Raw genomic sequence first — 24,536 nt, 5'->3', positions numbered from 1 at the left:
CTGGAGGGTCTGTGAAATAGACCCTCCAGAGCATTCGCCGCCCCATGGCAAAACCCCTCGACTTCGCCAAAACGTGGTTTGCCGCCAAAGGCTGGAAGCCGTTCGCCTTCCAGAAAGACGTATGGACGGCGGTCAAGGACGGCCGCTCGGGCTTGCTGCATGCCAGCACCGGCGCCGGCAAAACCTACGCCCTGTGGTTTGCCGCCCTCAATCGTTTCGCGATCACCCGCCCGCCCGCCACCGGTAAACGCAAACCGCCGGCTGAGCCACTGACCGTGCTGTGGATCACGCCCATGCGCGCGTTGGCCGCCGACACCGCACGCGCCCTCGAAGCGCCGCTCGAGGCCTTGCAGATTCCCTGGAGCGTCGGCCTGCGCACCGGCGATACCAGCAGCAGCGAGCGTGCCCGGCAAACCCGACGCCAGCCCACCGCGCTGGTCACCACCCCGGAAAGCCTGACCCTGATGCTCGCCCGCGCCGACAGCCAAACGAGCCTGGCGCACCTGCGCATGGTGGTGGTGGATGAATGGCATGAGCTGATCGGCAACAAGCGCGGCGTGCAGTTGCAACTGGCGTTGGCGCGGCTGCGGCGCTGGCATCCTGAACTGATGGTCTGGGGCATTTCGGCCACCCTCGGTAACCAGTCCCACGCCTTGGAAGTGCTGATCCCACAAGGGGACGGGATTAATGTGCAGGGACAAACGGTCAAGCAGTTGCACGTCGACACCTTGCTGCCGCCCATCGCCGAGCGGTTTCCGTGGGCCGGGCATATCGGCTTGAAGATGCTGCCGCAGGTGGTCGCCGAGGTCGACGCCAGCAGCAGTTGCCTGGTGTTTACCAACACGCGGGCGCAGTCGGAAATCTGGTATCAGGCATTGCTCGATGCCAGACCGGATTGGGCCGGGGTGATTGCCCTGCACCATGGTTCTCTGTCCCGCGAGACCCGCGACTGGGTGGAGCGGGCGTTGAAAGACGGTCAGCTCAAGGCGGTGGTGTGCACCTCCAGCCTGGACCTGGGGGTGGATTTTTTGCCGGTGGAGCGCGTGCTGCAAATCGGCTCGGCCAAAGGCGTGGCGCGCCTGATGCAACGCGCCGGCCGCTCCGGCCATGCACCCGGACGGCCGTCGCGGGTGACCCTGGTGCCGACCCACAGCCTGGAACTGGTGGAAGCCGCTGCGGCCCAGGACGCCATTGCAGCGCGGCGCATCGAAGCCCGCGAATCGCCCCACAAGCCGCTGGATGTGCTCGTACAACATTTGGTGAGCATGGCCCTCGGCGGTGGCTTTACGCCGCAGGCGCTGCTGGCGGAGGTCCGTGGCGCCTGGGCCTATCACGACCTCAGCGAGGCCGATTGGGCCTGGGCCCTGGGCTTTGTACGGCATGGCGGCTTATCGCTGACCGCTTACCCGGATTACCGCCGCGTGGAGCCGGACGCGCACGGCATTTGGCGCGTCCCCGATGCCCGGCTTGCGCGCCGCCATCGCATGAGCGTGGGTACCATTGTCAGCGACGCCAGCATCCAACTGAAATTCTGGAGCAAGGGCGGCGGCGGCAAGAACCTGGGCAGTGTTGAAGAAGGCTTTATTGCACGGCTCAAGCCGGGTGACGGCTTCTTGTTTGCCGGGCGCCTGCTGGAATTGGTGCGGGTGGAAAACATGACCGCCTATGTGCGCCGTAGCAGCGCCAAAAAAGCTGCAGTACCGCGCTGGAATGGCGGGCGCATGCCCCTTTCCAATGAGCTGGCCCAAGCCGTGGTGGAGCGCTTCGATGCGGCCGCGCACGGGGTCTACGAGGGGCCGGAAATGCGGGCTGTGCAAACCCTGCTGCAGACACAGTTGCGCTGGTCCGGCCTGCCGACGCGCGAGCACTTGCTGGCCGAAGCCTTGAAATCGCGGGAGGGCTGGCATCTGTTCCTCTACCCGTTTGCCGGCCGCCAGGTGCACCTGGGACTGGCGAGTCTGCTGGCGTGGCGGGTCAGCCAGCAGCAGCCTGTGACCTTCTCGATTGCCGTCAACGATTACGGCTTGGAGTTGCTCAGCGCCACCGAGGTGGATTGGCCACGCTTACTGAATGGGGCGCTGCTGCGCCCGAAGCAGTTGCTGGCAGACGTGGCGGCCAGCCTGAACGCCGGGGAACTCGCCCTGCGCCGCTTTCGCGAGATTGCGCGTATCGCCGGACTGGTGTTTGCCGGTTACCCCGGCGCGCCGAAAAGCACGCGCCAGGTGCAGGCATCCAGCGGGTTGTTCTTTGAAGTGTTCAAGCAATATGACCCGCAAAACCTGTTGCTGGCCCAGGCGGGGGAAGAAGTCCTGCGTGATGAATTAGATATTCGTCGGCTGGAAGAGACCTTGCTTCGCCTCTCGGCGCTGACACTGGACGTGCATATGATCGAACGTCCTACGCCCCTGGCCTTCCCACTGCTGGTGGAACGGATGCGCGAAAGCATGAGTTCGGAAAAACTCTCCGAGCGCATTGCGCGGATGGTCAAGGACTTGGAAAAAGTCGCCGATAACGGCAAACGCTGATGGTGTGCTCAGTGACGCTGGAGAGCGAAGAGCTGTGGCTGTTGGCGGATAAGGCGCTCTACTGGCCCGCGCGCCAGTGCCTGCTGATCGCCGATGCACACTTTGGCAAGGCATCGGCCTATCGCAGCCTGGGCCAGCCGGTACCGCAAGGCACCACCACCGAAAACCTGCAGCGCCTGGATCGGCTGTTGGCGGCCGTACCGTGCGCCCAGGTGATCTTTCTCGGCGACTTCCTCCACGGGCCCGGCTCCCACGCCAGCGGCACCCTCAGCGCCTTGAGGGCCTGGCGAGCACGTCATTGCGACCTGTCGATGACCTTGATTCGCGGTAATCACGATAAACGCGCGGGCGACCCACCGGCTGACTTGAGGATCGATGTGGTTCCGGAGCCACTGCTGATGGGCCCTTTCGCCCTGCAACACGAACCGCACGCCCATGCCAGCCACCATGTGCTGGCGGGGCATGTGCACCCGGTGTATCGCTTGCGCGGCAAGGGCCGGCAGAGCCTGCGCCTGCCGTGTTTCCAGTTCGGCACGCGCGTCAGCCTGCTGCCGGCGTTTGGGGCGTTTACCGGGGGGCATACGGTGGAGCAGGACAATGACCGCCGAATCTTTGTTATCGGCGATCACCAGGTGTGGCAGGTTCGCTGACCGGCCTTGCGGGTATCAGGCGACCGGTGCGGGAGGCGGCTCGTCCGGAAGGGTCGGCTCACCGGGTTCGGTGGGCTGCTGTGGCCAATCTTCATCGGGTTGGCCGGGGATGCCGCCTGCATAGGCGGGATCAGCCATCAGGGACCAGGCCAGAACGCCAATCTGGTTGGGTTCAAGCCGGGCAAGTTCTGCGCTGATTCGCGGGTCAATCTTCATAAGGCACTCCTCAAGCGTGGCTCGGTGCGTTTTGCACGCACCGAGGCAGTACACCCAATAGAGTCACTTTCTGCGGACTAATTCCCTTTACGCGTAGGACCTTTCGATCAAGCGCGTGGCAAGGTGACGCCGCGCTGGCCCTGGTACTTGCCGGCGCGGTCTTTGTAGGACACTTCACAGGCCTCGTCAGACTGCAGGAACAGCATCTGCGCCACGCCTTCGTTGGCGTAGATTTTCGCCGGCAGGGTGGTGGTGTTGGAGAATTCCAGGGTCACGTGGCCTTCCCACTCAGGCTCAAGTGGCGTCACGTTGACGATAATGCCGCAGCGCGCGTAGGTGCTTTTACCCAGGCAGATGGTCAGCACGTCGCGGGGAATACGGAAGAATTCCACGGTGCGTGCCAGGGCAAAGGAGTTCGGAGGGATAATGCACACGTCGCTTTTCACATCGACGAAGCTCTTTTCGTCGAAGTTCTTCGGATCCACGATCGCCGAGTTGATGTTGGTGAACACCTTGAACTCGTCGGCGCAGCGCACATCGTAGCCGTAGCTGGAAACGCCGTACGAGATCACGCGGTCATCGCCTTCACCACGAATCTGACGCTCGACGAACGGTTCGATCATGCCGTGCTCTTGCGCCATGCGGCGAATCCACTTGTCCGATTTGATGCTCATGGCGGGTGTCCTGAATAGCGAGGTGGAAAAATTCTGTGGGGCATCTTACCGGGGCCGGCGTTGGGGTTCAAAGGGCGTCGGGCTTTTCTTGATGAACGCACCGGCTGCCATAAGGCGCGGCCAGCGGGGCCGGGCCCCGTATTGCCGCAACCGGTGTGTGTAAATACCACCGCCAGTCACGAAAATAGAGAAACCTTCGGAAATACCATTGGCACGTTCCGGAAAAAGGGTTAAGGTGGCGCCACTGTGCTGCTTGTGTCACTGAGAATCTCTACACGATATGTTGAATTTCGATCCAACCATCTCCAAGAATTTTTCCTGCTCTTTGCACTCAGTCTCGGCCAGGGCTTTTCCTGAGTCGCAGTTAACTTTGTCCAAGGAGATACACCATGTCTAATCGCCAAACTGGTACCGTTAAGTGGTTCAACGATGAAAAAGGCTTCGGCTTCATCACTCCACAATCCGGTGACGACCTGTTCGTTCACTTCAAAGCTATCCAATCCGACGGCTTCAAAAGCCTGAAAGAAGGCCAACAGGTTTCTTTCATCGCTACCCGCGGTCAGAAAGGCATGCAAGCTGAAGAAGTTCAAGTTATCTAACTTGCACTGACTCAGTCGAAAAGACCCCGCCCTTAAAAGCGGGGTTTTTTTATGCCTGGGATTTGGGCATACATGAATAAAATGTCGTGCGCAAAAAATGTGGGAGGGGGCTTGCTCCCGATAGCGGCGTGTCAGTCGATACATCCAGTGACTGAACTACCGCTATCGGGAGCAAGCCCCCTCCCACATTCAAGCATTCAAGCGGCGTCGTTATTGAAACAACGACTCACTCGACAAGCCATTCTTCTCCAGGATCTCGCGCAAGCGCTTGAGCCCTTCCACCTGGATCTGCCGCACCCGCTCACGGGTCAGGCCAATCTCCAGGCCTACGTCCTCCAGCGTGCTGCTCTCATGGCCACGCAGGCCGAAGCGGCGAATCACCACCTCACGCTGCTTGTCCGTGAGCTCCGACAGCCACTGGTCAATGCTTTGGGAAAGATCATCGTCCTGCAGCAGCTCGCAGGGATCCGTAGGACGATCATCCGTCAGGGTGTCCAGCAGGGTTTTATCCGAGTCCGGACCCAGCGAGACGTCGACCGAAGACACACGCTCGTTAAGACCCAGCATGCGCTTGACCTCCCCTACCGGTTTTTCCAGCAGGTTGGCGATTTCTTCGGGCGAGGGTTCATGATCGAGTTTTTGAGTGAGCTCACGTGCCGCCCGGAGGTAGACGTTGAGTTCCTTGACCACATGGATCGGCAACCGGATCGTGCGGGTCTGATTCATGATCGCCCGTTCGATGGTCTGGCGAATCCACCAGGTGGCATAGGTCGAGAAGCGGAAGCCCCGCTCAGGATCGAACTTCTCCACCGCCCGGATCAAGCCCAGGTTGCCCTCCTCGATCAGGTCCAACAAGGACAGCCCACGATTGACGTAGCGTCGGGCGATTTTCACCACTAGGCGCAGGTTGCTTTCAATCATGCGCTTGCGCCCAGCCGGATCACCCTTTTGCGACAAGCGCGCAAAATGGACTTCTTCTTCGGGAGTCAGCAGAGGGGAAAAGCCGATTTCATTGAGGTACAGCTGGGTCGCATCGAGCGCCCGCGTGTAATCAATGTATTTGTGTTGCTTTAACGCGGTGGAGTTCTTGGATTTGGTGCGAACTGAAGGTACAGCAGGTCCCTCATTCGACATCGATTCCGTAGCGATGCCGGTCTCCATAAGGAGAACCTCATCGTCGATGTCAAACTCCGGCGCTTCTTTACTGAGAGCCATTGTTATAGTCCTTTGGTGAGTTCGACCTCAAGCTCAAGCGACGCCTTTATCCTTGGCAACGCTGGAGCCTGTTCCTTCTACGTGAGGAACAGGCTGTGCAACATATCAACGACGGGGTAGGAATTGCAGTGGATCTACAGGCTTCCCTTGACGGCGAATCTCAAAGTGCAGTTTCACCCGGTCCGTACCAGTTGACCCCATTTCGGCAATTGTCTGTCCGACTTTGACCTGCTGCCCCTCCCGAACCAACAGCCTACGGTTGTGGCCGTAAGCACTGACGTAGGTATCGCTGTGTTTGATGATGACCAGTTCGCCGTAGCCCCGCAAACCACTCCCGGCGTACACCACCGTCCCATCAGACGCAGCTAAAACAGGCTGTCCCAAATCCCCGGCAATATCAATGCCTTTATTCAAACTGCCGTTTGAAGAGAATTTTCCAATTAACACTCCATTTGAGGGCCATCCCCAACCGGTCGGCGCAGGCCCTGCCGGGGGCAACGGCGCGGGTGCCGGCTTGTTCGCAGCACTCGGCGCAGCGGTACCCGCAGGCCGGGTAATGATGGTGGTTTTGCTCGAAGACGACGGCGAAGATCCGGTGTTTGTCACAACTGCCGTAGGGGTAGAACCGGTGCGACCGTCAAAGCGAATCGTCTGACCCGGATGTATCGTGTAGGGCACAGGAATATTGTTACGGGCTGCGAGGGCCTTGTAGTCCCAGCCATAACGGAAGGCAATCGAGAACAAGGTGTCGCCCTTGCGCACGACATACTGCCCGGTGGTCACCGTCGGCTTTTGTGGTGCAGCGTTATTGCGGTCAACCACCCGTGCACCGCTGCTTGGCGAGCTGGAACACCCTACCAGAAGGGAACCAAAGACAAGGCCAAGCACCAGTCGCTGAAAACTTGTTTTACTCATACGCTGCGCAAGACCTGTGAGACTCACCCGCCGCTCCCTTTGTGGTGGCTGAACATGAATGCCTGTATCAGGCTTGAAATATGACGCAAGTATAACTGGGCATTGAAGTTTTACCGTCACGCGACTGAAACGAATCATTCAGCGCGTTGAATCGCTCTGTCCATCATGTTGACTTGATAGACCCCGCCGTAAGACACATCCTCACCAACAGAATTCACTGCCCGCGAAAAATGATCAGGCCAGCGGGCCATTGAGCAACGGCACAAAACGCACGGCGCCGAGTACATGCCGGGAAAAACCATCGTCTTCACGGACAATAAGCATCAATTGTTGCACTTCACCGGAACCCACCGGAATGACCAGCCGCCCTCCCGGGGCCAGTTGATCGAGCAGCGCCTGCGGCACATCGGTGGCCACGGCAGTGACGATAATCCCGTTGTAGGGCGCCAGCGCCGGCCAGCCTTCCCAACCATCGCCCCAGCGGAATACCACGTTGCGCAGGTTCAGCTCCACCAGGCGTTCCTTGGCGCGATCCTGCAGCACCTTGATGCGCTCCACCGAGAACACCCGCTCCACCAGTTGCGACAGCACCGCCGTCTGGTAGCCGGAACCGGTGCCAATCTCCAGCACCTTGTCCAACGGCCCCGCCGCCAGCAGCAGCTCGCTCATGCGCGCAACCATATAAGGCTGGGAGATGGTCTGGTTATGGCCGATGGGCAATGCCGTGTCTTCGTAGGCACGATGGGCCAAGGCTTCGTCGACAAAGAGGTGCCGAGGCGTACGCCGGATCACTTCCAACACCTGGGCGTTGGAAAGCCCCTCTTCGTACAGGCGCTGGATCAAACGCTCACGGGTGCGCTGGGAGGTCATCCCGATGCCCCGGCGCAGCAGGTCGTCTTGTTCACGAGCCATCAGCGCAGCCCCTCCAGCCAGCCATCGAGACCACTGAAGGCATCACTGAAGGTGCGATCAAGTTGCAACGGGGTAATCGACACATAGCCTTGCATCACCGCGTGAAAGTCCGTGCCTGGGCCACCGTCTTCGGCATCGCCCGCTGCCGCGATCCAGTAGCCTTCCTTGCCACGCGGGTCGACGACCTTCAACGGCGCTGCCGCGCGGGCGCGATGGCCCAGGCGTGTAAGCTGGATACCCCGAATGCGGTCGAGGGGCAAATTGGGAATATTGACGTTGAGCACCGTGCGCGGCGGCAGGTCCAGGGCGCCATGGGCCTCCACCAGCTTGCGCGCAAAATAGGCCGCGGTGGGCAGGTTGTCCAGTTGGCGCGATGCCAACGAAAATGCAAACGAGGTCCGGCCGAGGAAGCGCCCTTCAAGCGCCGCCGCCACCGTGCCGGAATACAGCACGTCGTCGCCAAGGTTGGCGCCGAGGTTGATGCCCGACACCACCAGGTCCGGCTCCTGATCCAACAGGCTGTTGATCGCCAGGTGCACGCAGTCGGTGGGGGTGCCGTTCACACTGATAAAGCCATTGGCCAGAACCTGCGGGTGCAGCGGACGGTCGAGCGTCAGCGAACTGCTGGCGCCGCTCTTGTCCTGGTCGGGGGCAACCACCACGCACTCGGCGTAATCCTGCAGCGCAGCATAGAGCGCGGCAAGACCGGGTGCGGTGGCACCGTCATCGTTTGATATCAGAATACGCATGGGCTGTCCGTCTGCCCCACCGGCACCAGATCAACAAGCTCGCGCACCAAGACAGTGGCGAAGCATCCGGCCGGCAGGACGAATTCCAATTGCAGAATGTCAGGCCCGGGATAATGCCACGTCAACCCGCCAATGGGCAGTCGCAGAATGCGACGTTCCTGGCTCATGCCGGCACTCACCAGCCAATCACGCAGGTCGGCTTCACCGGCGGCAACCGCCTGCTCCAACTCAAACGTGGCGCCTGTCGCCGGAGAATCGCCCTCGCCCCACTGCGGCCCGGTGGGGTGCAGGTCCAGGATCGCCAGGCGCGGGTCGCTGCACTCAGCCTCCCCCGCCGGAAAAAAGCTGCGGCTGTCGGTAAACGCCAGCAGATCACCCACTTGCGCGCGCTGCCAGGAACCGTCGGCGACACGTGCCGCCAACACTTTGTTGAAGAGGAAGCTACGCGCGGTGGACAACAACCGCGAACGCACATTGCGTTGCTCCGGCAGGGCCTTGCGCGCGGCCCATTCGCGGGCGTCGACGACATTGCCACCGTTGTGGCCAAAACGCTGGGTGCCGAAATAGTTGGGAATGCCGTACTGGGCAATCAATTGCAGACGCGCGTCGATGGCGGCGGTATCACCGGCCAATTGGGTCAGGCGCAAGGTAAAGCCGTTGGCCGAGTGCGCGCCACGTTGCAGCTTGCGCTTGTGGCGGGCGGTTTTCAGGATCCTGAGGGTGTCGTTTTCCGCACCGCTCATGTCCGGATCGGCCTTGCCCGGCAGTTGTACGCTGAACCACTGGCGGGTCAACGCCTGACGGTCCTTGAGCCCGGCATAGCTGACGGTGCGCAACGGCACGCCAGCCGCCTTGGCGATACGCCGCGCGGCTTCCTCAGTATTGAGCCCGCGCTTCTCAACCCACAACCACAGGTGCTCGCCTTCGCCGGTAAGCGGAATATCGAGCACTTCGTCGACCTGGAAATCTTCAGCCGTGGCCTTCAGGACCGCGCTGCCCAGGGCCTCGCCATAGGCACGCGGGCCCAGCAGTTGCAGGTCGTTCATGCGCGCAGCAACAAGGCGACGGAGTGCACCGCGATGCCCTCTTCACGACCGGTGAACCCGAGTTTTTCGGTGGTGGTGGCTTTCACGTTGACTTGATCCAATTCAATTTGCAGGTCTGCGGCAATCAGTGCGCGCATGGATTCGATATGCGGGGCCATTTTCGGCGCCTGGGCCACGATGGTGTTATCGACATTGCCGACCTTCCAGCCCTTGGCATGGATCAGGCCGACCACATGGCGCAGCAGGACACGGCTGTCCGCGCCCTTGAAGGTGGGATCGGTATCCGGAAAGTGCTTGCCGATATCGCCCAGTGCCGCCGCGCCGAGCAAGGCGTCGCTCAAGGCATGCAGGACAACGTCGCCGTCGGAATGGGCCAGCAACCCATGGTGGTGCGCAATGCGCACGCCGCCCAGGGTGATGAAATCGCCTTCAGCGAAACGGTGCACATCGTAGCCGTGGCCAATACGCATAAAAAAACGCCCCGATTTAATTCAGGGCGTGATTCTACCTACTTTTGCCTCACATTAACCGAGCAAAGCACGACCATGATGTCGCAAATGGTCCTCGATGAAGCTGGCGATAAAGAAGTAGCTGTGGTCGTAGCCAGGCTGCAGGCGCAGTTCCAGCGGATGGCTGGCCGCCTTGGCCGCTTGCTGCAAGGCTTCGGGCTTGAGCTGCACGGCAAGGAAATCGTCGCGGTCGCCCTGGTCCACCAGCAACGGCAGCTTTTCCGAGGCTTCGCCGATCAGCACACAGGCATCCCATTCACGCCATTTGGCGCGCTCTTCACCCAGATAACGGGAGAAAGCTTTCTGGCCCCACGGGCAATCCATCGGATTATTGATCGGCGAAAACGCCGACACCGACAGGTAACGCCCAGGGTTGCGCAGGGCACACACCAACGCACCGTGGCCGCCCATGGAGTGGCCGCTGATACCCCGTTTGTCCGAAGCCGGGAAATGCGCTTCAACCAATGCCGGCAATTCCTGCACCACGTAGTCATGCATCCTGTAGTGCTTGGCCCAAGGTTCCTGGGTGGCATTCAGGTAGAAGCCGGCACCCAGGCCAAAATCCCAGGCGTTGTCCGGGTCGCCCGGCACACCGGCGCCACGGGGGCTGGTGTCGGGCGCGACAATGATAAGCCCCAGTTCTGCAGCCATGCGCTGAGCACCGGCTTTCTGCATGAAGTTCTCATCGGTGCAGGTCAAGCCGGACAGCCAGTACAGCACCGGCAATTTGCTGCCCTGCTCCGCTTGCGGCGGCAGGTAGACGGCGAAAGTCATGTCGCAGCCGAGCACGTGGGAACTGTGTTTGTAGCGTTTGTGCCAGCCGCCAAAACTCTTCTGGCAGGAGATATTTTCCAGGGTCATGGGAGTGCTCCCAGCTGCAAGTTGCAAGCCTCAAGCGGCAAGTAAGGCGTACACCCACTTGCTGCTGATAGCTTGCCGCTTGCCGCTGCTTCAAAAGTGAATGACGGTACGAATGCTCTTGCCTTCATGCATCAGGTCAAACGCTTTGTTGATGTCTTCCAGGCCCATGGTGTGGGTGATGAAAGTGTCCAGCGGAATCTCGCCGGTCTGGGCCATTTCCACGTAGCTTGGCAATTCAGTACGGCCGCGTACGCCACCGAACGCCGAGCCACGCCAGACACGACCGGTCACCAGCTGGAATGGGCGGGTGGAGATTTCCTGGCCGGCACCGGCAACCCCGATGATCACCGATTCACCCCAACCCTTGTGGCAGCACTCGAGCGCGGCACGCATCAGTTGCACGTTGCCGATGCACTCGAAGGAAAAGTCCACGCCGCCGTCAGTCAAATCGACAATCACGTCCTGGATCGGACGGTCATAGTCTTTCGGGTTGATGCAGTCGGTGGCGCCCAGTTGCTTGGCGATCTCGAACTTGGCCGGGTTGATGTCAATCGCAATGATACGGCCGGCCTTAGCCTTGACCGCACCGATCACGGCCGACAGGCCAATACCGCCAAGACCGAAGATCGCCACGGTGTCGCCCGGCTTGACCTTGGCGGTGTTGAGCACCGCACCGATGCCGGTGGTGACGCCACAGCCGAGCAGGCAGACCTTCTCCAGCGGCGCTTCTTTAGGAATCTTGGCGACGGAAATTTCCGGCAGCACGGTGTACTCGGAGAACGTCGAAGTCCCCATGTAGTGGAAAATCGGCTGCCCCTTGTAGGAAAAGCGCGTGGTGCCATCCGGCATCAGGCCTTTGCCTTGGGTGGAACGAATGGCCTGGCACAGGTTGGTCTTACCCGACAGGCAGAACTTGCACTTGCCGCACTCCGGGGTGTACAGCGGGATCACATGGTCGCCCACCGCCACCGAAGTCACGCCCTCGCCGATGGCTTCGACCACCGCACCGCCTTCATGGCCAAGGATGGACGGGAAGATGCCTTCCGGGTCGGCGCCGGAGAGGGTGTAGGCGTCGGTATGGCAAACCCCGGAGGCGACCACACGCAACAGCACTTCGCCCGCCTTGGGCATGGCCACATCGACTTCCACGATCTCGAGGGGTTTCTTGGCTTCAAAGGCAACGGCAGCGCGGGACTTGATCATCCAGGTTTCTCCAGGGCGTTAAAAATGATGGAGAGAGTGTAAAACATGGCTCCATGATTAATAATCCAGGCAAAAGCAAAACTTTATTGCTGTACAGGGATAATCGCCATGCTGGAGAACCGCTGGGAAGGCATCGATGAATTCGTTGCCGTCGCCGAATGCAGCCAATTTACGGCGGCTGCCGAGCGGCTGGGTGTCTCTTCGTCCCACATCAGCCGCCAGGTGGCACGCCTGGAAGAGCGCCTGCAAACGCGGTTGCTGTATCGCAGTACCCGTAAGGTGACGCTGACTGAAGCGGGTCAGACCTTTCTGCAACATTGCCAGCGCCTACAGGACGGCCGCGAAGAAGCCCTGCGCGCCGTGGGTGACCTGACCAGCGAACCGAAAGGCATGTTGCGCATGACCTGCGCGGTGGCCTATGGCGAGCGGTTTATCGTGCCACTGGTGACGCGGTTCATGGGCCTGTACCCACAATTGCGGGTGGACATCGAACTGAGCAACCGTCAATTGGATCTGGTGCACGAAGGCCTCGACCTGGCGATTCGCCTGGGGCGATTGCAGGATTCGCGCATGGTCGCCAGCCGCCTCGCGCCTCGGCGCATGTACCTGTGCGCGTCGCCGTCCTACCTGGCCCGGTATGGTCGGCCACATAGTTTGTCGGAATTGAGTCGGCATAATTGCCTGATCGGCAGCTCGGACATTTGGCAACTGGCCCAGGACGGGAGGGAATTTTCCCAGCGAGTGCAAGGCAACTGGCGCTGCAACAGTGGGCAAGCGGTGTTGGATGCGGCGTTGCAAGGGGTGGGATTGTGCCAACTGCCGGACTATTACGTACTGGAGCATCTGCACAGCGGCGCGCTGGTGTCGCTGCTGGAGGCGCATCAGCCACCGAATACGGCGGTGTGGGGGCTGTATCCGCAACAACGGCACTTGTCGCCGAAGGTCAGGAAGTTGGTGGATTTCTTGAAAGAGGGCTTGGCCGAGCGGCCGGAGTACAGCGGTTGATTAACGACGATTCACCCACCGCAACCGCAGCCACTCCAGGTCTTCCGGCCGGGTCACCTTGATATTGTCCGAGCGCCCTTCGATCAAGCGCGGCGCCTGCCCGGACCACTCCATGGCCGAGGCTTCATCGGTGATCACTGCATCGGCCACCAGGCTATCAGCCAATGCGCGGTGCAAGGCCCCGAGGCGGAACATCTGCGGTGTATAGGCTTGCCAGATCAAGCTGCGGTCGACGGTTTCCACCACCCGCCCCTGCTTGTCGACGCGCTTGAGGGTATCGCGGGCCGGCACGGCCAGCAGACCGCCGACCGGGTCGTTCGCCAGTTCGGTGAGCAACTTATCCAGATCATCGCGACTCAGATTCGGCCGCGCCGCATCGTGGACCAGTACCCAGTCGTCATCGCTGGCGCCCAGGGCATTGAGTTGCAGCAACGCATTGAGCACCGAGCCAGAACGCTCCGAACCACCGTCCGCACGCACGATACGCGGGTCAGCGGCACATGCCAGGCTTGGCCAATACGGGTCATCAGCAGCAAGACTGACCACCAACCCCTTGAGGTTGGGATGATCGAGAAAACAGCCAAGGCTGTGTTCGAGAATAGTGCGCCCGCCCAACTGCAAGTATTGCTTGGGACGGTCCGCGGCCATACGGGCACCGACGCCCGCGGCAGGTATCACGGCCCAGAAGGCCGGCAAACGGTAACTCATTGGGCCAACTGGTAGAGGGTTTCGCCCTCCTTGACCATGCCCAACTCATGACGGGCCCGTTCTTCAACGGTCTCGGTACCCTTTTTCAGCTCAAGCACTTCAGCATCGAGGACGCGGTTGCGCTCCAGCAGGCGTTCGTTCTCGGCGTGCTGGTCGGCAATTTGCTGGGTCAGGTCTTTTACCTGCGCAAAGCTGCCATTACCTACCCATAGGCGGTACTGCAGGCCAGCCAGCAACAAGAGCAAGACGAGGAACAACCAATTGGGACTGCGCATCGAATATCGGGTATCCAGTGGAAAAACACGCCATGCAAAACTTTTACAGCAACTGATAGCACGAAGCCTGGAAGAACCAGGCTTGTGCTTGATCGCCATCAGATTAGCGTCGAAACTCGCACCTTCGTGATCTTTCCGACGCAATCCACCGACTTTTTACCACTTACCGATCAGCCGCGAAACTCGCCGCGACCGTTGTACTTGGCTTTGCCGGCCAGTTGCTCTTCGATACGCAGCAATTGGTTGTACTTGGACACACGGTCAGAGCGGCACAGGGAGCCGGTCTTGATCTGGCCCGCCGAAGTGCCCACGGCCAGGTCGGCGATGGTCGAATCTTCGGTTTCGCCGGAGCGGTGCGAGATCACGGCAGTGTAGCCCGCAGCCTTGGCCATCTGGATAGCTTCCAGGGTTTCGGTCAGGGTGCCGATCTGGTTGAACTTGATCAGGATCGAGTTGGCGATCTTTTTGTCGATGCCTTCTTTCAGGATCTTGGTGTTGGTCACGAACAGGTCGTCACCCACCAGCTGGACTTTTTCGCCGATCTTGTCGGTGAGGATCTTCCAGCCATCCCAGTCGGACTCGTCCAGGCCGTCTTCGATCGAGATGATCGGGTAGCGCTGGGTCAGGCCCTTCAGGTAGTCGGCAAAGCCTTCGGAGTTGAACACCTGGCCTTCACCGGACAGGTTGTATTTGCCATCTTCGTAGAACTCGCTGGCAGCGCAGTCCAGGGCCAGGGTCACGTCGGTGCCCAGTGTGTAGCCGGCGTTGGCCACGGCTTCGGAGATCACTTTCAGTGCATCTTCGTTGGACGCCAGGTTCGGTGCGAAACCACCTTCGTCACCCACGGCAGTGCTCAGGCCACGAGCTTTCAGCACGGCTTTGAGGTGATGGAAAATCTCGGTGCCCATGCGCAGGCCTTCGGAGAAGGTCTTGGCGCCGACCGGCTGCACCATGAATTCCTGGATGTCGACGTTGTTATCGGCATGCTCGCCACCGTTGATGATGTTCATCATCGGAACCGGCATCGAGTAGACACCCGGCGTACCGTTCAGGTTGGCGATGTGGGCGTAAAGCGGCAGGTCCTGGTCCTGGGCGGCGGCCTTGGCAGCAGCCAGGGACACGGCGAGGATGGCGTTGGCGCCGAGGCTGCCTTTGTTTTCAGTGCCGTCGAGCTTGATCATCGCGTGGTCCAGGGCTTTCTGGTCCAGCGGGTCCTTGCCCAGCAGCAGGTCACGGATCGGGCCGTTGATGTTGGCTACAGCCTTGAGGACACCCTTGCCCAGGTAACGGCTCTTGTCGCCATCACGCAGTTCCAGCGCTTCGCGCGAACCTGTGGAGGCACCGGACGGCGCGCAGGCGCTGCCGATGATGCCGTTATCGAGAAGCACGTCGGCTTCGACGGTGGGGTTACCACGGGAGTCGAGAACTTCACGACCTTTGATGTCGACGATTTTTGCCATTGTTGTAAACACTCCAAAGTTGACGAAAACGACGCAGCTGAAGGAAATCTTTTGACCGACCGCAAGGGTGGAACAACGGGGCAGGCTTGCAGGCGACAAGGCTCAGGCCCGTAGGCCTGAGCGTAAAGCGTGGGAAAGTCTACCGGAGAATCAACGCTTACGCGGTCTCTACCGTCGGAAAACTCTTGACCAGTTCGTCCAACTGCTTGAGCTGGGCCAGGAATGGCTCCAGCTTGTCCAGGCGCAGGGCGCATGGGCCGTCGCATTTGGCGTTGTCCGGGTCCGGGTGGGCTTCGAGGAACAGGCCCGCCAGGGACTGGCTGATGCCGGCCTTGGCCAGGTCCAGTACCTGGGCACGGCGCCCACCGGCGGAATCGGCACGTCCACCGGGCATTTGCAGCGCGTGGGTCACGTCGAAGAACACCGGGTATTCGAACTGCTTCATGATGCCGAAACCGAGCATGTCCACCACGAGGTTGTTGTAGCCGAAGCTAGAACCACGCTCGCAGAGGATCAACTGGTCGTTACCCGCTTCCACGCACTTGTTCAGGATGTGTTTCATCTCCTGGGGCGCAAGGAACTGGGCTTTCTTGATATTGATCACCGCACCGGTCCTGGCCATCGCGACCACGAGGTCGGTCTGGCGCGACAGGAAGGCCGGCAGCTGGATGATGTCGCACACCTCGGCGACCACGGCAGCCTGTTCAGGCTCGTGGACGTCGGTGATGATCGGCACGCCGAAGGCTTGCTTTATGTCCTGGAAGATCCGCATGCCTTCTTCAAGGCCCGGGCCGCGATAGGAGGTCACGGACGAACGGTTGGCCTTGTCGAAGCTGGCCTTGAACACGTAAGGAATACCCAGTTTCTCGGTAACCTTTACGTACTCTTCACAGACCTGCATCGCCATGTCACGGCTTTCCAGCACGTTCATGCCGCCGAACAGCACCATGGGCTTGTCGTTGGCAATCTCGATGTCGCCTACGCGAATGATCTTCTGGGCCATCAGGTTTACGCCTTCTTCTGGTGTTGCGTCAGTGCAGCCTTGACGAAACCGCTGAACAACGGGTGACCGTCGCGCGGTGTCGAGGTGAACTCAGGGTGGAACTGGCAAGCGACGAACCATGGATGATCCGGGGCCTCGACCACTTCAACCAGCGCGCCATCACCGGAGCGACCGGAGATTTTCAGGCCGGCCTCTTTGATCTGCGGCAGCAGGTTGTTGTTCACTTCGTAGCGGTGACGGTGACGTTCGACGATCACGTCCTTGCCATAGCAGTCGTGAACCAGGGAACCCGGCTCCAGCAGGCAGTCTTGCGCGCCAAGGCGCATGGTGCCGCCCAGGTCGGAGCTTTCGGTACGGGTTTCGACGGCGCCGGTGGCGTCTTCCCACTCGGTGATCAGGCCCACGACCGGGTGGCCGCTCTTGCTGTCGAACTCGGTGGAGTTGGCGTCTTTCCAGCCCATCACGTTACGGGCGAACTCGATAACGGCCACTTGCATGCCCAGGCAGATGCCCAGGTACGGCACCTTGTTCTCGCGAGCGTACTGCACGGCAGTGATCTTGCCTTCCACGCCACGCAGGCCGAAACCGCCTGGAACGAGGATCGCATCGACACCTTCGAGCAGCGCGGTGCCCTGGTTCTCGATGTCTTCGGAATCGATGTAGCGCAGGTTGACCTTGGTACGGTTGCTGATACCCGCGTGGCTCATCGCTTCGATCAGCGACTTGTACGCGTCCAGCAGTTCCATGTACTTGCCGACCATGGCGATGGTGACTTCGTGCTCAGGGTTGAGCTTGGCGTCAACCACGGCTTCCCACTCGGACAGATCCGCGCCGTTGCACTGCAGGCCGAAACGCTCGACCACAAAATCATCCAGGCCTTGCGAATGCAGGATGCCCGGGATCTTGTAGATGGTGTCGGCGTCTTCCAGGGCGATCACTGCACGTTCTTCAACGTTGGTGAACTGCGCGATCTTGCGACGCGAGGAAATATCGATCGGGTGGTCGGAGCGGCACACCAGCACGTCCGGCTGCAGGCCGATGGAACGCAGTTCCTTGACCGAGTGCTGGGTAGGCTTGGTTTTGGTTTCGCCGGCGGTGGCGATGTAAGGCACCAACGTGAGGTGCATCAGCATCGCGCGCTTGGCGCCGACTTCGAAACGCAACTGGCGGATGGCTTCGAGGAACGGCTGGGATTCGATGTCACCCACGGTGCCACCGATCTCGACCATCGCCACGTCGGCATCGCCTGCACCCTTGATGATGCGGCGCTTGATTTCGTCGGTGATGTGCGGGATCACCTGGATGGTTGCACCCAGGTAGTCACCACGGCGCTCTTTGCGCAGCACGTGCTCGTAGACGCGGCCAGTGGTGAAGTTGTTGTTCTGGGTCATGGTCGTGCGGATGAACCGCTCGTAGTGGCCCAGGTCCAGGTCGGTCTCGGCGCCGTCGTGTGTGACGAACACTTCACCGTGCTGGAACGGGCTCATGGTGCCCGGGTCGACGTTGATGTACGGGTCCAGCTTGAGCATGGTGACTTTAAGCCCCCGCGCCTCCAGGATGGCCGCCAATGAAGCGGAGGCAATGCCTTTCCCCAATGAAGAAACAACACCGCCCGTGACGAATATGTAGCGCGTCATGAAAAACCCTAGAAGTCTGCGTTAAAGCGGTCCGAGCCGCCGGGGAAAGCGAAGAGAGGCCGAAGCCCCCGATCACCTGCATTAATCACAGTGCACCTTTCAAAAAAACCGCCGCGTTGTGACAGACCAGCAGTGAAACTGCCGGTACGTTGATCGCTACACATTTTTTGGAATCGCCCAGCAAAGACTGCTTGGTAATCGGCAACTGCTGCGATTCAGGCGAATCCACAGAAGTTGTATCAAGAAGGGAGCGTAGTCTACCGGAAAGGCGCTATCAGCTCAAACCTTGATCGCAGCTCCGTGGCATCCAATGTAATTGCCAAGCTTCACTCGGTGCGGCCCAGAGTCCAGCGAGGAGGGGCACACCGAGCAATTGCTCGCCCTGATACAGCAGCGGCAATCTGCCACGGATGAAGCCCGGCACCCCCTGTTCATTAAGCAGGCGCTTCAAGTCACGCCGGCCTCGGCCTGGTAGTTCAAGCATTTCGCCGCCCTGGCGATAACGGACCTCCAGCGGGCCTTCGGGCACCTCGCCGCTCATTTCCAGCAGGCCATTACCGGGTAACTCTAGTGGCTTTTGCGGATCAGGCCAGCTCACCGATGCGTGGGAAAACTCCGACCAGCCGCGAGGCAACCACCAGATGCGTGCGCCGCAACGTTGCAAATCTCCATCAGCCAGACGCCATAAGGGCTGTGCGTCGCCCTTGGCGTCGCGCAGGGAATACCAGCCGGCCCAATGGTCGCTGTCGGGTAACCGGGTCAACGGCGCCAGCCAATGTCGCAGGACATTGCGCTGACGAGCATCGGAAAGTTCGCGCAGTGGACCAAGGACCAATGATGGCACCGCCAGCCAAGGAAACCGCGAAGGCTGATCGGCGGCTTGCAGGTCCATGCAGGCCAATTCGCCCAGCAGCGCCTGGGCTTCACCGAGGTGGTCGGCAGTCCGGGCCAGACTGGAGATGGCTTGGGGCCAACGCGCCGTCAGCGTCGGGATCACGCGGTGACGCAGGTAATTACGGGAGAAACGTGGATCGGTGTTGGAAGGATCTTCAATCCACTTGAGTTGATGCTCATCGCCGTAGGCTTCCAGCTCGGCGCGCGCGACCTCCAGCAACGGCCGCACCAGGAAACCACCTGCCAACGGGCGATGCGCAGGCATTGCGGCGAGCCCTCGCACCCCGGCACCGCGCAGCAGGCGGAATAGCAGGGTTTCGGCTTGATCATCGCGATGCTGGCCGGTGAGTAACACTTCCCCTGCCCCGATCACCTCGGTAAACGCCCGGTAACGTGCATCACGCGCTGCACGCTCAAGACTGGCGCCGGGCTGCACGTGCACGCGCATGACCCGCAAGGGGACGCCCAGGCTGTCGCACACCGACTGGCAATGACCTGGCCAGGCGTCGGCGACAGCCTGCAGGCCATGATGGACATGGACAGCGCTTAGAGGCGGAAGGGCTTCGGCGTTGGCCAGGAGATGCAGCAGGACAGTGGAATCAAGACCACCAGAGAAGGCGATATGCCAAGCCGGGGCGTTGCGCCAGGGGGCTAGGGCGTGCAGGAGCTTGGCGGATAAAGTCGGTTTCATCACAGGTTACCGCCGCAAATCTGGAATACCCAAGCCAAGCATACACAAAGCAAATGTGGGAGGGGGCTTGCCCCCCGATAGCGGTGCACCAGCCAGTGAATACAGTGACTGACACTCAGCAATCGGGGGCAAGCCCCCTCCCACATTAGTGCTGCTGCGACCTTAGAGACCGTAGCTCATCAGGCGCTCGTAGCGACGGGCCAGCAGCGCTTCGTTATCCAGCTTTTTGAGCATCGCCAGTTGCGAACCCAGTTCGGCACGGATAGTGGCAGCGGCGGCGGCCGGATCGCGGTGGGCGCCGCCCAATGGCTCGGCGATCACTTTGTCGACGATACCCAGGCCCTTGAGGCGATCGGCAGTTATGCCCATGGCTTCGGCAGCGTCCGGCGCCTTCTCTGCGGTTTTCCACAGGATCGAGGCGCAACCTTCCGGCGAGATCACCGCGTAGGTCGAATATTGCAGCATGTTCAACTGATCGCAGACGCCAATGGCCAGTGCACCGCCGGAACCACCTTCACCAATCACGGTAGCGATGATCGGGGTTTTCAGGCGGGCCATCACTCGCAGGTTCCAGGCAATCGCTTCGCTCTGGTTGCGCTCTTCGGCATCGATACCCGGGTAAGCACCCGGGGTGTCGATGAAAGTCAGGATCGGCATCTTGAAGCGCTCGGCCATTTCCATCAGGCGGCACGCCTTGCGGTAGCCTTCCGGACGCGGCATGCCGAAGTTGCGGCGTACTTTCTCGCGCACTTCACGGCCTTTCTGGTGACCGATGACCATGACCGGCTGGTCGTCCAGGCGAGCGATACCGCCCACGATGGCCGCGTCGTCGGAGAAATGGCGGTCGCCGTGCAGCTCGTCGAACTCGGTGAAGATGTGCTGAATGTAGTCCAGGGTATACGGACGGCGCGGGTGGCGGGCCAGGCGCGCGATCTGCCAGCTGGTCAGCTTGCCGAAGATGTCTTCGGTGAGCGTGCTGCTCTTGTCTTGCAGGCGAGCGATCTCATCGCCGATATTCAGCGAATTGTCATTGCCGACCAGGCGCAGCTCTTCGATCTTGGCTTGCAGGTCAGCGATCGGCTGTTCGAAATCAAGAAAATTCGGGTTCATAAGCGTCCGTCTTGGGTCGACGGCCAAGGGTTGCCTGGCCAGCCGGTTGTCTATTCGCGCCCTACCTTAAGGGAGAGGCGCGTTTAGGTCGAGATTAAATGTTCAGCCGAGGTCAGGCGTTCTGACCGTCAACGGTATTGGAGGAAGACGTTGTCACGGCCGAACTGGTCACGCAAAGCTTGAATCAAGCCGTCAGCGGGATCAATTCGCCACGTCTCGCCAAACTGCAACATGGCCTTGGCGTCGTTGCCGGTGTACTCCATGGTCACCGGGCAGGCGCCACGATGACGCTTGAGCAGGTCACCCAACCAGCGTAGCTGATCGCCCTTGAGGGCTTCGGTCTTCACCTTCAGGCGCAGGCTTTCGGCCAGGTTGGTGCGCGCATCTTCCATGCTCATCACCCGCTTGATCCGCAGGCGCAAGCCGCCGGAGAAGTCATCGTTGCTGACCTCCCCTTCCACCACCACCATGGCGTCGGTTTGCAGCAGCGATTGCGCAGAGTGAAAGGCGTCGGCAAACAGCGACGCCTCGATCCGGCCCGAGCGGTCGTCGAGGGTGATAAAGCCCATCTTGTCGCCCTTTTTGTTTTTCATCACCCGCAGGGCGATGATCATGCCGGCGACGGTCTGGGTATCCCGCGCCGGTTTCAGGTCGATGATGCGTTGACGAGCGAAACGACGGATCTCGCCTTCATATTCGTCAATCGGGTGACCGGTGAGGTACAGGCCCAAGGTGTCTTTCTCACCCTTGAGGCGTTCCTTGAGGGTCAGCTCCTTGGCCTTGCGGTGGTTGGCATACACGTCCGCATCTTCTTCGACGAACAACCCGCCAAACAGGTCGGCGTGGCCGCTGTCGTGGGTGCGGGCGGTCTGTTCGGCGGCCTTGATCGCTTCTTCCATGGCGGTGAGCAGCACCGCGCGATTGCGATCGATATTCGCCTGATACGCCTTCGGCTCATCGTGGAAATACGGCCCGAGACGGTCGAGCGCACCGCTGCGGATCAGGCCATCGAGGGTACGTTTGTTGATGCGCTTGAGGTCAACCCGTGCGCAGAAGTCGAACAGATCCTTGAACGGCCCGTCCTGGCGCGCTTCGGTGATGGCTTCCACCGGGCCTTCGCCCACGCCCTTGATCGCGCCCAGGCCATAGATGATGCGACCTTCGTCGTTCACCGTGAACTTGAACTCCGAGGCGTTCACGTCCGGTGCGTCGAGGCGCAGCTTCATGGTGCGCACTTCCTCGATCAAGGTCACGACCTTGTCGGTGTTGTGCATATCCGCCGAGAGTACCGCAGCCATGAACGGCGCCGGGTAGTGGGCTTTCAGCCAGGCCGTCTGGTACGACACCAGGCCGTAGGCGGCGGAGTGGGATTTGTTGAAGCCATAACCGGCGAATTTTTCCACCAGGTCGAAAATGTTACCGGCCAGGTCGGCGTCGATATTGTTGGTGGCGCACCCTTCAATGAAACCGCCGCGTTGCTTGGCCATTTCCTCGGGCTTTTTCTTACCCATGGCCCGCCGCAGCATGTCCGCGCCACCGAGGGTGTAGCCGGCCATCACCTGGGCGATCTGCATCACCTGTTCCTGGTACAGGATGATGCCGTAGGTCGGCGCCAATACAGGCTTGAGGCCTTCGTACTGGTAATCGGAGTGCGGGTACGCCAACTCGGCGCGGCCGTGCTTACGGTTGATGAAGTCATCCACCATGCCCGATTGCAGCGGGCCCGGACGGAACAGGGCCACCAGTGCGATCAAGTCTTCCAGGCAGTCTGGCTTGAGCTTTTTGATCAGCTCTTTCATGCCGCGGGATTCAAGCTGGAACACCGCCGTGGTTTCGGCTTTTTGCAGCAAGGTGTAGGTCGGCTTGTCGTCCAGCGGGATGAAGGCGATATCCAGCGGTTCTTCGTTGACCTTGGCGCGGTCGCGGTTGATGGTCTTGAGCGCCCAGTCGATGATCGTCAGGGTGCGCAGGCCGAGGAAGTCGAACTTCACCAGGCCGGCCGCCTCCACATCGTCCTTGTCGAACTGGGTGACCAGGCCGCCGCCCTCTTCATCGCAATAGATAGGCGAAAAATCAGTCAGCTTGGTCGGCGCGATCACCACGCCACCGGCGTGCTTACCGACGTTACGCACCACACCCTCGAGCTTGCGCGCCATCTCCCAGATTTCGGCGGCCTCTTCATCGACCTTGATGAAGTCGCGCAGGATCTCTTCCTGCTCGTAGGCTTTTTCCAGGGTCATGCCGACTTCGAACGGGATCATCTTCGACAGGCGGTCCGCCAGGCCGTAGGACTTGCCCTGCACCCGCGCTACGTCACGGATAACCGCCTTGGCCGCCATGGAACCGAAGGTGATGATCTGGCTCACGGCGTTGCGGCCGTATTTCTCGGCCACGTATTCGATCACACGGTCGCGGCCGTCCATGCAGAAGTCGACGTCGAAGTCGGGCATGGAGACCCGTTCCGGGTTCAGGAACCGTTCGAACAGCAGGTCATATTCCAGGGGGTCGAGGTCGGTGATCTTCTGTACATAGGCGACCAGCGAGCCGGCACCCGACCCCCGGCCCGGACCTACCGGCACGCCGTTGCTCTTGGCCCACTGGATAAAGTCCATCACGATCAGGAAGTAACCGGGGAACCCCATCTGGATGATGATATCCAGCTCGAAATTCAGCCGATCGACATAGACCTGGCGCTTGGCCTCGTAATCTTCGGTGGTGTCCTTGGGCAGCAGGACGGAGAGACGCTCCTCCAGACCATCAAACGACACCTTGCGGAAATACTCGTCGATGGTCATGCCATCGGGAATCGGGAAGTTGGGCAAAAAGTGCTTGCCCAGCTTCACTTCGATATTGCAGCGCTTGGCAATCTCGACGGAGTTTTCCAGGGCCTCGGGCAGGTCGCTGAACAGCTCGGCCATTTCGTCCGCGCTCTTGAGGTACTGCTCTTCGCTGTAGTTCTTGGAACGACGCGGGTCATCCAGGGCCCGGCCTTCACCGATGCACACGCGGGTTTCGTGGGCCTCGAAATCTTCCTTCTTGATAAAGCGCACATCGTTGGTCGCCACCAAGGGCGCGCCCAGCTTGTCGGCCAGGGCTACGGCGGCGTGCAGATGCTCTTCATCGTTGGGGCGGTTGGTGCGCTGGACTTCCAGGTAGAAACGGTCGGGGAAGACCTGCATCCACTCCCTCGCCAGCACTTCGGCTTCATGGGGATTGCCACCCAGCAGTGCGATACCGATCTCGCCCTCCTTGGCGGCCGACAGCATGATCAGGCCTTCGCTGGCCTCGGCGACCCATTCGCGCTCGATGATGATCGAGCCGTTGCGCTGGCCGTCGATAAAGCCACGGGAAATCAATTCGGTGAGGTTGCGATAACCCACGCCATTCATCGCCAGCAGGCTGATGCGGCTCAGGGGGTTATCCGGGTCTTTGTTGGACAGCCACAGGTCGGCGCCGCAGATCGGCTTGATGCCGGCGCCCATGGCGTTCTTGTAGAACTTGACCAGGGAGCACATGTTGTTCTGATCGGTAACCGCGACCGCAGGCATGTTCATGCCCACCAGGGTCTTGACCAGCGGTTTGATCCGTACAAGGCCGTCGACCAGGGAGTATTCAGTGTGCAGGCGCAGGTGAACGAATGAAGCCGGCATAGTGATCCTGTCCAGAAACTTAGAAACAA

The 24,536-nt window shown here is 60.5% G+C and carries 22 protein-coding genes; 4 read left to right on the top strand and 18 right to left on the bottom strand.

Features of this window, described 5'->3' with window-relative positions; all coding sequences use genetic code 11:
* Positions 1 to 44 precede the first annotated feature (44 nt).
* Positions 45 to 2,525 carry a ligase-associated DNA damage response DEXH box helicase gene (locus F6S08_RS07760; protein ID WP_315871492.1) on the top strand — a complete coding sequence of 827 codons (2,481 nt, stop codon included), beginning with the start codon at positions 45 to 47 and terminating at the stop codon, positions 2,523 to 2,525.
* On the top strand, positions 2,525 to 3,175 hold the full coding sequence (pdeM, locus tag F6S08_RS07755; protein WP_065926444.1) for a ligase-associated DNA damage response endonuclease PdeM: 651 nt from the start codon (positions 2,525 to 2,527) through the stop codon (positions 3,173 to 3,175). Before F6S08_RS07760 ends, pdeM begins: the two co-directional genes overlap by 1 nt.
* Positions 3,176 to 3,190: 15 nt before the next feature.
* Here pdeM and F6S08_RS07750 read toward each other — a convergent pair whose 3' ends face one another.
* Together F6S08_RS07750 and dcd are read right to left on the bottom strand one after the other, a co-directional pair.
* Positions 3,191 to 3,391, bottom strand: a complete 201-nt coding sequence (locus F6S08_RS07750; protein WP_027604457.1) for a hypothetical protein — start codon at positions 3,389 to 3,391, stop codon at positions 3,191 to 3,193.
* 107 nt (positions 3,392 to 3,498) lie between these two features.
* Positions 3,499 to 4,065: a dCTP deaminase gene (gene dcd, locus F6S08_RS07745; RefSeq protein WP_003172320.1), complete on the bottom strand. Its 567-nt coding sequence runs from the start codon at positions 4,063 to 4,065 to the stop codon at positions 3,499 to 3,501.
* Between the two features lie 389 nt (positions 4,066 to 4,454).
* On the opposite strand from dcd, the gene F6S08_RS07740 reads away from it, so the two are divergent.
* Positions 4,455 to 4,664 carry a cold-shock protein gene (locus F6S08_RS07740; RefSeq protein WP_002554837.1) on the top strand — a complete coding sequence of 70 codons (210 nt, stop codon included), beginning with the start codon at positions 4,455 to 4,457 and terminating at the stop codon, positions 4,662 to 4,664.
* A 210-nt stretch (positions 4,665 to 4,874) separates the two neighbouring features.
* On the opposite strand, the gene rpoS is transcribed toward F6S08_RS07740, so the two are convergent.
* The 8 genes from rpoS to F6S08_RS07700 all read right to left on the bottom strand — a co-directional run bounded on the left by rpoS (position 4,875) and on the right by F6S08_RS07700 (position 12,074).
* On the bottom strand, positions 4,875 to 5,879 hold the full coding sequence (gene rpoS, locus F6S08_RS07735; RefSeq protein WP_025855149.1) for an RNA polymerase sigma factor RpoS: 1,005 nt from the start codon (positions 5,877 to 5,879) through the stop codon (positions 4,875 to 4,877).
* 105 nt (positions 5,880 to 5,984) lie between these two features.
* Positions 5,985 to 6,821 carry a peptidoglycan DD-metalloendopeptidase family protein gene (locus F6S08_RS07730; protein ID WP_065948790.1) on the bottom strand — a complete coding sequence of 279 codons (837 nt, stop codon included), beginning with the start codon at positions 6,819 to 6,821 and terminating at the stop codon, positions 5,985 to 5,987.
* Between the two features lie 207 nt (positions 6,822 to 7,028).
* Positions 7,029 to 7,664 carry a protein-L-isoaspartate(D-aspartate) O-methyltransferase gene (locus F6S08_RS07725; RefSeq protein WP_169899534.1) on the bottom strand — a complete coding sequence of 212 codons (636 nt, stop codon included), beginning with the start codon at positions 7,662 to 7,664 and terminating at the stop codon, positions 7,029 to 7,031.
* Positions 7,665 to 7,705: 41 nt separating this feature from the next.
* Positions 7,706 to 8,455 carry a 5'/3'-nucleotidase SurE gene (gene surE, locus F6S08_RS07720; RefSeq protein ID WP_315871491.1) on the bottom strand — a complete coding sequence of 250 codons (750 nt, stop codon included), beginning with the start codon at positions 8,453 to 8,455 and terminating at the stop codon, positions 7,706 to 7,708.
* Positions 8,443 to 9,501 carry a tRNA pseudouridine(13) synthase TruD gene (gene truD / locus F6S08_RS07715; protein WP_315871490.1) on the bottom strand — a complete coding sequence of 353 codons (1,059 nt, stop codon included), beginning with the start codon at positions 9,499 to 9,501 and terminating at the stop codon, positions 8,443 to 8,445. Before truD ends, surE begins: the two co-directional genes overlap by 13 nt.
* Positions 9,498 to 9,971 (bottom strand): 2-C-methyl-D-erythritol 2,4-cyclodiphosphate synthase, encoded by a 474-nt coding sequence (gene ispF / locus F6S08_RS07710; RefSeq protein WP_012722614.1) that lies wholly within the window; start codon positions 9,969 to 9,971, stop codon positions 9,498 to 9,500. The genes truD and ispF overlap by 4 nt, the downstream gene beginning before the upstream one ends.
* Positions 9,972 to 10,025: 54 nt before the next feature.
* Entirely contained in the window at positions 10,026 to 10,871 is an 846-nt protein-coding gene (gene fghA / locus F6S08_RS07705) for an S-formylglutathione hydrolase (RefSeq protein WP_065926448.1), read from the bottom strand.
* 90 nt (positions 10,872 to 10,961) lie between these two features.
* Positions 10,962 to 12,074: an S-(hydroxymethyl)glutathione dehydrogenase/class III alcohol dehydrogenase gene (locus tag F6S08_RS07700; RefSeq protein WP_065926449.1), complete on the bottom strand. Its 1,113-nt coding sequence runs from the start codon at positions 12,072 to 12,074 to the stop codon at positions 10,962 to 10,964.
* Between the two features lie 108 nt (positions 12,075 to 12,182).
* Between F6S08_RS07700 and F6S08_RS07695 the strand changes: the two genes are divergently transcribed.
* Complete coding sequence (locus tag F6S08_RS07695) at positions 12,183 to 13,079, top strand: LysR substrate-binding domain-containing protein (RefSeq protein WP_065926450.1); 897 nt, start codon at positions 12,183 to 12,185, stop codon at positions 13,077 to 13,079.
* On the opposite strand, the gene ispD is transcribed toward F6S08_RS07695, so the two are convergent.
* The 8 genes from ispD to dnaE all read right to left on the bottom strand — a co-directional run bounded on the left by ispD (position 13,080) and on the right by dnaE (position 24,507).
* Positions 13,080 to 13,787, bottom strand: a complete 708-nt coding sequence (gene ispD, locus F6S08_RS07690; RefSeq protein WP_065948792.1) for a 2-C-methyl-D-erythritol 4-phosphate cytidylyltransferase — start codon at positions 13,785 to 13,787, stop codon at positions 13,080 to 13,082.
* Positions 13,784 to 14,062 carry a cell division protein FtsB gene (ftsB, locus tag F6S08_RS07685; protein ID WP_003172294.1) on the bottom strand — a complete coding sequence of 93 codons (279 nt, stop codon included), beginning with the start codon at positions 14,060 to 14,062 and terminating at the stop codon, positions 13,784 to 13,786. Before ftsB ends, ispD begins: the two co-directional genes overlap by 4 nt.
* A gap of 170 nt (positions 14,063 to 14,232) precedes the next feature.
* Positions 14,233 to 15,522 carry a phosphopyruvate hydratase gene (gene eno / locus F6S08_RS07680; RefSeq protein ID WP_027604464.1) on the bottom strand — a complete coding sequence of 430 codons (1,290 nt, stop codon included), beginning with the start codon at positions 15,520 to 15,522 and terminating at the stop codon, positions 14,233 to 14,235.
* Positions 15,523 to 15,679: 157 nt separating this feature from the next.
* Positions 15,680 to 16,525, bottom strand: coding sequence for a 3-deoxy-8-phosphooctulonate synthase (gene kdsA / locus F6S08_RS07675; RefSeq protein ID WP_027604465.1), 846 nt, complete (start codon positions 16,523 to 16,525; stop codon positions 15,680 to 15,682).
* Positions 16,526 to 16,530: 5 nt separating this feature from the next.
* Positions 16,531 to 18,162, bottom strand: a complete 1,632-nt coding sequence (locus tag F6S08_RS07670) for a CTP synthase (protein WP_053137224.1) — start codon at positions 18,160 to 18,162, stop codon at positions 16,531 to 16,533.
* 274 nt (positions 18,163 to 18,436) lie between these two features.
* Positions 18,437 to 19,747: a tRNA lysidine(34) synthetase TilS gene (tilS, locus tag F6S08_RS07665; RefSeq protein WP_315871489.1), complete on the bottom strand. Its 1,311-nt coding sequence runs from the start codon at positions 19,745 to 19,747 to the stop codon at positions 18,437 to 18,439.
* Positions 19,748 to 19,909: 162 nt separating this feature from the next.
* The gene (locus F6S08_RS07660) at positions 19,910 to 20,857 is read right to left on the bottom strand and encodes an acetyl-CoA carboxylase carboxyltransferase subunit alpha (RefSeq protein WP_016976871.1); all 948 of its coding nucleotides are present in this window, start codon (positions 20,855 to 20,857) and stop codon (positions 19,910 to 19,912) included.
* 128 nt (positions 20,858 to 20,985) lie between these two features.
* Positions 20,986 to 24,507, bottom strand: a complete 3,522-nt coding sequence (gene dnaE, locus F6S08_RS07655; RefSeq protein ID WP_065926453.1) for a DNA polymerase III subunit alpha — start codon at positions 24,505 to 24,507, stop codon at positions 20,986 to 20,988.
* Between the last annotated feature and the right edge of the window lie 29 nt (positions 24,508 to 24,536).

The sequence above is a fragment of the Pseudomonas sp. JV449 genome, from assembly GCF_032424295.1.
GTDB classification, from domain to species: domain Bacteria; phylum Pseudomonadota; class Gammaproteobacteria; order Pseudomonadales; family Pseudomonadaceae; genus Aquipseudomonas; species Aquipseudomonas marginalis.
Note: the sequence above shows the minus strand (reverse complement) of the source record. Positions and strands in the feature narration are given on the sequence as shown.